Origin of the sequence: Paraburkholderia sp. EG304 (assembly GCF_046543485.1) — a bacterium.
Lineage (GTDB): Bacteria > Pseudomonadota > Gammaproteobacteria > Burkholderiales > Burkholderiaceae > Paraburkholderia > Paraburkholderia youngii.
The window spans coordinates 1-254 of record NZ_JBKGUA010000478.1 but is presented as its reverse complement, the minus strand read 5'-3'; the positions used below and the strand labels follow the sequence as shown (position 1 = coordinate 254).

At 58.7% G+C, this 254-nt stretch carries 1 pseudogene; it reads left to right on the top strand.

The features are described 5' to 3' along the window. Positions 1-254 (top strand): annotated as a pseudogene (locus tag ACLFKU_RS44825) (IS3 family transposase); the annotation flags it as partial.

Genomic DNA, 254 nt, shown 5'->3' with positions numbered 1-254 from the left:
CGGAGAACAAGCGCTTGCAGATGGAGCTGGAAATCGCAAAAAAAGCGGCGGCGTTCTTCGCGAAGGACCTCCTGTGAAGTTCGCCTGGATTGACACGCAATGCCGGCACTATCCGCTGTCGGCGCTGTGCGAGGTCCTTGGAGTAAGCGTCAATGGCTATCGCGCGTGGAAGCGCGGCGGCACGCCTGAGCGACAGCGGCTGACCGATGTCCAGTTGCTCACGTTGATTCGAACGATTCATGCCAAAGTCAGAG